This window comes from Kitasatospora sp. GP30, assembly GCF_029892145.1.
Taxonomy (GTDB): domain Bacteria; phylum Actinomycetota; class Actinomycetes; order Streptomycetales; family Streptomycetaceae; genus Kitasatospora; species Kitasatospora acidiphila.
Map to the genome: position 1 here is coordinate 82,045 of NZ_JARZAH010000032.1, position 7,506 is coordinate 89,550.

Genomic DNA, 7,506 nt, shown 5'->3' on the forward strand with positions numbered 1-7,506 from the left:
TTCAGCTCCTAGCGTGTTCGTCCAGCGAGGTGAGGATCGTGTTGAGCCTCTGCTGGACATTTTCGTACACGGCGGGGTGCTCCACCGTCGGCACCCCGTCCAGCCGGGACAGGCCGGCCAGCTCGGCGTCCACCTCGTCGTGGCCGGTGGGGACCAGCTCGACGCCGAGCGGCTGCGGCTCGGGGGTGTGGAACAGGGCCTCGGCGGGCTCCACGGGCTCGGGGGAGGTGGTGGCGGGCTGCTGGTCAGACATCGGTCTCCCCGGTCTCCGGGCGCTTCGGGGCGGCCTTCCTGGGCGCGCTCTTCCTGGTCGGGGCCTTCTTCGCGGTGGTCTTCTCGGCGGCGGTGGTCTTGACGGCGGCCGTCTTCCTGGCGGTCGCGGTGGTCTGCTTGGCCGCCGTCTTCTTGGCTGCGGTCTTCTTCGCCGCGGCCTTGTTGGCGGTCGCGGTGGTCTTTTTCGCCGCGGTCTTCTTGGCCGTGGCCCTCTGCGCGGTCGCGGTGGCCTTCTTCGCCGTGGTCGCCTTCTTGGCCGGCGTCTGCTCGGCCGCGGCCTTCTTCGCCGCCGTCTTCTTCGCCGGGGCCGTCCGCTCAGGCGTCTTGGCTGCCTTCGCCGTCCCCGCCTCCGCCGCCTCGGCGGCCGGCGTGACCGGCGCCCCCTGGGCGTGCAGCGACTCCGGGTCCCGCTCGACGCCGCCGGCCTCCCGCTCCTGCTCCGGTGCCCAGTCGTCCGCGAACAGCCCGTCCGCCCGTCCCGCACCGCCGGCCGTCCCCCACGCCGACGACGAGGCGGCCGGTGGCTCATCGCCGTCCTCCAGGCCGCGCAGCTTGCCCTCCAGGTACTCCAGCACCACGCCGACCTTCACCACCTGGTCCCCGAGCCGGCTGACCCGCTCCACGGCCTTCTCGGCCTCCGTCCGGGCCACGCCGATCGCCAGGTCGATGCCGCCCCGGGAGGCCGTGACCACCTCGTGGGCCAGCGTGGCCACCGTCCGCTCGGCGGCCACCACGTCGACGCCGGCTCGATCCAGCAGCTCGGCGGCCGTCCCCACCACCCGCTTGCCGGCCTCCTCCGCCAGGCCGGCGGCCAACTCCACGTACTGCCGAAGCCCCTGCCGCATCTCCCGCTGCCTCCTCCACACCGTCGTCGGTCCTGACGCTACCGCCTGATCCCGGTGCCGCGCGGCAGCAAGCGGCTGCCGACGCCGGGTACCGTGGCCGAACAGCCGGCACCGGACCCTGCGAAGAGAGCGAGACCATGGCCGACGTCGAGGAGTGCCGCGTGGCGCTGGAGCAGTTCAGCCGCAACCTGGCCACCGCCGACGGCAAGGTGCGCAGCGCCGCGGCCGTGGACCGCTCGCTCAGCTGCCGACTCACCGACCTGGAGCTGACCTTCACCGGCATCCTGCGGGACGGCCGGATCCAGGACGTCACCCAGGCTCTGGGCACGCCCGACCGCCCGGCGGCGATCCGGCTCACCATGACCAGCGACGACCTGGTCGCCCTGGTCAACGGGCAGCTGAACTTCGCCAAGGCCTGGGCGTCCGGCCGGGTCAAGCTGGAGGCCGGCCTGCGCGACCTGCTGAGGCTGCGCACCCTGCTCTGAGCCGCTGGGCCCGACAACTCAGCGGCTCAGCGGCTCAGAGCAGCAGGCCCGCTCAGAAACCCAGCTCAGCCAGTGCCTTACGCCCGTCCACCGGCTCCCCGCCACGGTCCAGCGCCGCCCAGGCCGCCGCGCAGAGCGCCCGCAGGCCGTCGAGCCGGTCGCCCGCGCTGCTCGCGCCGTCGAGCCGCAGCTCACCGTCCAGCACGCCGGCCCGGACACCCCGGCAGGCGAAGCCGCCGTCCGGCAGCGCCGTCACCTCGGGGTGCGGCTCCAGCAGGCCGCGCAGGTCGGCGGCCAGGTAGGTGGGCCGGTGCGGCACCGGCGCGGTGAGCAGTTGGGCCGGTGTGGTCACCCCGGTGAAGACCAGCAGGCTGTCCACCCCGCCGTTGTGGGCGCCCTCGATGTCGGTGTCCAGCCGGTCGCCGACCACCAGCGGCCGCTTGGCGCCGGTGCGCAGCACCGTCTCCCGGTGCATCGGCGGCAGCGGCTTGCCCGCCACCTCCGGCTCCACCCCGGTGGCGATCCGGACCGCCGCCACCAGCGTGCCGTTCCCCGGCGCGATGCCGCGCGCGGTCGGGACCGTCATGTCCAGGTTGGACGCCACCCAGGGCAGCCCGGCGGCCACCGCGTAGGAGGCCTCCGCCAGCCGCGCCCAGCCCACCGACGGGTCGAAGCCCTGCACCACCGCCGCCGGGCCGTCGGCCAGCGACTCGACGGCCACCAGACCCCGCTCGGCCAGCGCCTCGACCAGCCCGGCACCCCCGATCACCAGCACCTTCGACCCTGCCGGCACCTTCTCGGCGACCAGCCGGGCGGCGGCCTGCGCCGAATTGATCACGTCGGTGGGCTCGGCCGGCACCCCGAGGGACGTCAGGTGCTCGGCCACCACCCGCGGCGGGCGCGATGCGTTGTTGGTCACGTAGGCGAGCCGCATGCCGCCGGACCGGGCCGCGTCCAGCGCCTCGACCGCGTGGTCGATCGCGGCCGCCCCGGCGTAGACCACGCCGTCCAGGTCGAGCAGCGCGGTGTCGTACGCCACGGCCAGCGGCTGATCGCTGTGACCGGGTATCTGGGCGGTCGTCATGCCTGTTCATCCTCGTCGGTCGACTTCGGCTGGTCTGGCTGGGGCGGCGCGTAGCCGGGGGCACCGGGTTGCAGCGGCCCGAAGGCGCCGGCCCGGGCCGCCATGGTCGCCCGGGAGTGCCGCAGCGCCTTGCGGTAGTGCTCGTCCTGCGGCCGCATCGCCACCGCCAGCGCCAGGTGCTCCACGGAGGTCTCGAAGTCGCCGAGCCGCGCGGCCGCGATTCCCCAGCCGAACTGAGCGTAGTCGTCCGACGGATCGGCCTGTGCCACCGCCCGGAAGTTCTCCGCCGCCTCGGCGTACCGGCCGCCGTCGAACTGGGCTCTGGCCAGCGCCTCCCGGATGCTCTTGGAGTCCGGCTCGGCGATCGCGGCCCGCGCCAGCAACTGCTCTGCCGCCGCCGGATGACCCTCGGCAAGCAGCCGCTGGCCCCGCCGGAACCACTCGTAGACGTCCCCCAGCGGCCGCCCGTTGTCGGCCACCGGCCCCTCGCCCGCCCCGCCGGCGGCCTGCCCCTGCCCACCACTCATGCTCGGCCTCGCTCCGATCGACGGATTCTTCCCCAAGATCTGGGAACAACCTGGTTCCCGGATACCCTTCCCAGATTGACCATCTCCACCGCATGGCGGAGGGGACGACTCAAGCACGGACATTCACCGGCGCCGCGGCGATCCCGCGACGGCGGGCCAACTGAATCTCCGCCGGCATCGCCGGAGACCCTCGGGAGAGAACTGATGAGTGCACCCAGTGCAGGGCACGAGGCGACGGCCTCCGCCGGCGGCCCCGGCGACCCCGGGCATGTCGCCACTGCGGGGCTGTCCCTGTCACCATTCCGCGGGCTGCGTTATGTCCGCGACCGTGTCGGCAGCCTCTCGGCAGTCACCTCCCCGCCCTACGACGTGGTGGATCCGCACCGCCGGCTGAGCCTGGAGACCGCCGATCCACATAACGTAGTCCGGCTCATCCTGCCGCGCCCGGAACCGGACGACACCGGCGAGCGCCCGGACCGCGACACCCGCTACCGGCACGCCGCCCGGCTGCTCGACTCCTGGCTGCGCGACGGCGTGCTCGCCCCCGACCCGACGCCCGCGCTCTACGTCTACGAGCAGCACACCGCCGCCGACAGCCCCAGCGGCGACCAGCTGCAGCGCGGCCTGATCGGCGCGCTCGCGGTCAGCGGCAGCGAGGCCGGTGTGGTGCTGCCGCACGAGGACGTGATGCCGCGCCCGGTCGCCGACCGGGTCGGCCTGATGCGCACCACCCGCGCCAACCTGGAGCCGCTGCTGCTCACCTACCGGGGCAAGGGCGGCGCGGCCGCGGTGATCGAGCGCACGGTGACCGGCGAGCCGCTGCTCACCACCACCACCTCGGACGGCACCCGGCACCGGCTCTGGGCCGTCACCGACCCCGCCGAACTGGCCGAGGTCGGCCGTGACCTGGCCACCTGCCGGGCGCTGATCGCCGACGGGCACCACCGCTGGGAGATGTACCTGCGGCTGCAGCGCGAGCACCGCCACCTGCCGTTCAGCCCCTGGGACCGCGGGATGGTGCTGCTGGTCGACACCGCCCGCTACCCGCTGCGGGTGCGTGCCATCCACCGGGTGCTCTACCGGCTACCGATCGAGGAGGCGCTGGCCGCGCTCAAGCCGGAGCAGGACGGCTGGCGGCTGCAGCGGCTCGACGGCCCGCTCAGCGCCGCCCTGGACGCCCTGGCCCGGGCCAAGGAGTCCGGCCAGAACGCGTTCGTGCTGACCGGCGGCACCGGCGGGTACCACCTGCTCACCGGGCCCGACGAGGCGCTGCTGGACGCCTCGGTCCGCCGGGACCGGCCCGAGGAGTGGCGCCACCTCGATGCCACGGTGCTGCACGCCACGCTGCTGGAGCACGTCTGGCGGGTGCCGGACAGCGCCGAGGAGATCGGCTACCTGCACACCGCGGTGGCCGCCGAGCGCGAGGCCGCCCAGTCCGGCGGCACCGCGGTGCTGCTGCACCCGGTGGCGGAGCGGGTGGTCCGCCGGCTCGCCGAGCAGGGCGTCACCATGCCCCGCAAGTCCACCTCGTTCGGCCCCAAGCCGGCCACCGGGCTGGTGCTGCGCAGCCTCGAACTGGGCTGACGCAGAAGGGGGTGTGATCCCAACCCGGCCGACTACTCGGCGGGTTGGGACCACACCCCCTTCAGTGGTGCGTCTTCAGTGCGTTCCGCGGTGCGGGAGGTCAGTCCCGGTCGCCCTCGTCACGACGGGCGGCGCGGTCGCGCTCGATCTGGTCGGCCTCCTCGGCGGAAGCGTCCTCCAGCTCCAGGTCGTCCTCGTCGTAGTACTCCTCGACGTCCTCGTCCTCCTCGAAGATGACCTTGTCCTGGCCCTCGTCGGTACGAGTGTCCCGGGAGCCGCGGCCGGCCGCCGGACGCTCGGCCGGCACCTCGGCCTCCTCGGCCTCGGGGTCCAGCGCGTCCACGAACTCCAGGCCGTCGATCTCGGCGAGCCGCTCGGAGGCGTTGGTGTTGCCCTCCGGGTCCGCCTCGGCAGCCTTGGCGAACCACTCGCGCGCCTCGTCGCCACGGTCGGCGGCGATCAGCGCCTCCGCGTAGGCGTACCGCAGCCGGGCCGTCCACGGGTGCACGGCGTTCGAGGCCAGCTCCGGGCTCTGCAGGGTCACCACGGCGGCGTCGAACTGGCCCATGTCGGCGCGGGCACCGGCCGCGACCAGTCGCATCTCGACCTGGCCGGCCTTGTCCAGCTGCTTCACCTCGGGCTCACCGGCCATCGCCAGCGCCTTCTCGGGGCGGCCGAGGCCGCGCTCGCAGTCGGCCATCACCGGCCACAGGTCGGCACGCCCGGTCATCCGGCGGGCCGCACGGAACTCGGTCAGCGCCTCCGAGTAGCGCTGCGTCATGTACGAGGCGAACCCGGCCGCCTCCCGCACCGACGGCACGCGCGAGGCCAGGCGGAGCGCGACCCGGGAGTACTTGTAGGCCTCCTCCGGCTCGTTGTCGAGCAGGCGGGCCACCATGACCAGGTTGCGGGCCACGTCGTCGGCCAGCGTCTTCGGCAGGCTCCTCAGCTCCTGGTGCACATCGGCGTCCAGCTCGCTGCCGGTGACGTCCTCCGGGATCGGGAGCCGGTGCACCGGCTCCTGGGTGCCGCGCCGGTCCTCGTAGCCACCGCGCTCACGGTCGCCGCCATGCCGGCCCTCGAACGAGCGCCCGCCACGGTCGCGGTCGCCGTACGGCCGGCCACCGCGCTCGCCACCGGGCCGACCCTCGCGACGGAACCCGCCGCGGTCGCCACCGCGGTCACGGTCGCCGTACGACGGGCGATCGTCACGGCGGAACCCGCCACGGTCACCACCGCGGTCACGGTCACCGTAGGACGGACGCTCCTCACGACGGTAACCGCCACGGTCACCGGAGGGACGGTCGTCACGACGGAAGCCGCCGCGGTCGCCGCCACGCTCGCGGTCACCATAGGACGGACGCTCCTCGCGACGGAACCCGCCGCGGTCGCCACCACGGTCACGGTCGCCGTACGAGGGACGGTCATCGCGACGGAACCCACCGCGGTCGCCGCCACGCTCGCGGTCACCGTAGGACGGACGCTCCTCACGACGGTAACCGCCACGGTCACCGGAGGGACGGTCGTCACGACGGAAGCCGCCGCGGTCGCCACCACGCTCGCGGTCACCGTGCGAGGGGCGATCGTCACGGCGGAAGCCGCCACGGTCACCCGACGGACGGTCGTCACGGCGGAAGTTACCGCGGTCGCCACCACGCTCGCGGTCACCGTGCGAGGGGCGATCGCCGTGCGAGGGGCGGTCGTCACGACGGAAGCCGCCACGGTCGCCACCACGGTCACGGTCACCGTAGGACGGGCGGTCGTCACGGCGGAAGCCGCCACGGTCACCCGACGGACGGTCGTCACGACGGAAGTTACCGCGATCGCCACCACGGTCGCCCGACGGACGGTCATCGCGGCGGAAGTTACCGCGGTCGCCACCACGCTCGCGGTCACCGTGCGAGGAGCGATCGCCGTGCGAGGGGCGGTCGTCACGACGGAAGCCGCCACGGTCACCACCACGGTCACGGTCACCGTAGGACGGGCGGTCGTCACGGCGGAAGCCGCCACGGTCGCCCGACGGACGGTCATCACGGCGGAAGTTACCGCGGTCGCCACCACGCTCGCGGTCACCGTGCGAGGGGCGATCGCCGTGCGAGGGACGGTCGTCACGGCGGAAGCCGCCACGGTCACCCGACGGACGGTCATCACGGCGGAAGCTACCGCGGTCGCCACCACGGTCACGGTCACCGTGCGAGGGACGGTCATCGCGGCGGAACCCGCCACGGTCACCGGAGGGACGGTCGTCACGACGGTCACGGTCATCGCGGCGGTGGCCACCGTCGCGGTCGTCCCGACGCGGACCACGGTCGTTCGACCAGCCGCTACGGGAGCGCGGCTCGTAGCCTCGGCCTTCGCCGGAGCGGCGCTCGGGGCGGTCCTGGGGCGGGTTCGACATCGCGGTGACTCCTTCTACATCATCAGCTTCGCCGCGATTCGGTTCGCCGAAGCGCCGCACGCGGCTTGGGTGCCGGGCCGCCGGCCAGGCACCACTTTCATTGTCAAGCATCAGCTCCGGCCTCGCGCCTGGAGTGGCGGGCGGAGCGTTTGGGCATCGGTGTTCGGAAAAACAAATAGGCCGTGGCCCCAGCTCATCGCTGGGGCCACGGCCTATGAAGAATTGTTCGGCGGCGTCCTACTCTCCCACAGGGTCCCCCCTGCAGTACCATCGGCGCTGTAAGGCTTAGCTTCCGGGTTCGGAATGTAAC

Annotated in this window: 7 protein-coding genes, 1 rRNA gene and 1 pseudogene; 2 read left to right on the forward strand and 7 right to left on the reverse strand. The window is 73.5% G+C overall.

The features are described 5' to 3' along the window. Window position 1 precedes the first annotated feature (1 nt). Together P3T35_RS30970 and P3T35_RS30975 are read right to left on the reverse strand one after the other, a co-directional pair. Complete coding sequence (locus P3T35_RS30970; RefSeq protein WP_101382927.1) at window positions 2-253, reverse strand: hypothetical protein; 252 nt, start codon at window positions 251-253, stop codon at window positions 2-4. Beyond that, the gene (locus P3T35_RS30975; RefSeq protein ID WP_180356653.1) at window positions 246-1,118 is read right to left on the reverse strand and encodes a hypothetical protein; all 873 of its coding nucleotides are present in this window, start codon (window positions 1,116-1,118) and stop codon (window positions 246-248) included. The genes P3T35_RS30970 and P3T35_RS30975 overlap by 8 nt, the downstream gene beginning before the upstream one ends. 137 nt (window positions 1,119-1,255) lie before the next feature. Between P3T35_RS30975 and P3T35_RS30980 the strand changes: the two genes are divergently transcribed. Then, entirely contained in the window at window positions 1,256-1,603 is a 348-nt protein-coding gene (locus P3T35_RS30980; RefSeq protein WP_101382926.1) for an SCP2 sterol-binding domain-containing protein, read from the forward strand. A 52-nt stretch (window positions 1,604-1,655) separates the two neighbouring features. On the opposite strand, the gene P3T35_RS30985 is transcribed toward P3T35_RS30980, so the two are convergent. Together P3T35_RS30985 and P3T35_RS30990 are read right to left on the reverse strand one after the other, a co-directional pair. After that, entirely contained in the window at window positions 1,656-2,687 is a 1,032-nt protein-coding gene (locus tag P3T35_RS30985; RefSeq protein WP_101382925.1) for an HAD-IIA family hydrolase, read from the reverse strand. Beyond that, complete coding sequence (locus P3T35_RS30990) at window positions 2,684-3,214, reverse strand: tetratricopeptide repeat protein (RefSeq protein WP_101382924.1); 531 nt, start codon at window positions 3,212-3,214, stop codon at window positions 2,684-2,686. Before P3T35_RS30990 ends, P3T35_RS30985 begins: the two co-directional genes overlap by 4 nt. 204 nt (window positions 3,215-3,418) lie before the next feature. On the opposite strand from P3T35_RS30990, the gene P3T35_RS30995 reads away from it, so the two are divergent. Continuing rightward, window positions 3,419-4,798 carry a DUF1015 domain-containing protein gene (locus P3T35_RS30995; protein WP_101382923.1) on the forward strand — a complete coding sequence of 460 codons (1,380 nt, stop codon included), beginning with the start codon at window positions 3,419-3,421 and terminating at the stop codon, window positions 4,796-4,798. Window positions 4,799-4,898: 100 nt separating this feature from the next. On the opposite strand, the gene P3T35_RS31000 is transcribed toward P3T35_RS30995, so the two are convergent. The 3 genes and pseudogenes from P3T35_RS31000 to rrf all read right to left on the reverse strand — a co-directional run. Further along, on the reverse strand, window positions 4,899-5,759 hold the full coding sequence (locus P3T35_RS31000; RefSeq protein WP_218976813.1) for a tetratricopeptide repeat protein: 861 nt from the start codon (window positions 5,757-5,759) through the stop codon (window positions 4,899-4,901). 186 nt (window positions 5,760-5,945) lie between these two features. Next, window positions 5,946-6,518: pseudogene (locus tag P3T35_RS40480) on the reverse strand (RNA helicase); the annotation flags it as partial. A 902-nt stretch (window positions 6,519-7,420) separates the two neighbouring features. Next, window positions 7,421-7,506, reverse strand: a 5S ribosomal RNA gene (rrf, locus tag P3T35_RS31010); the annotation flags it as partial.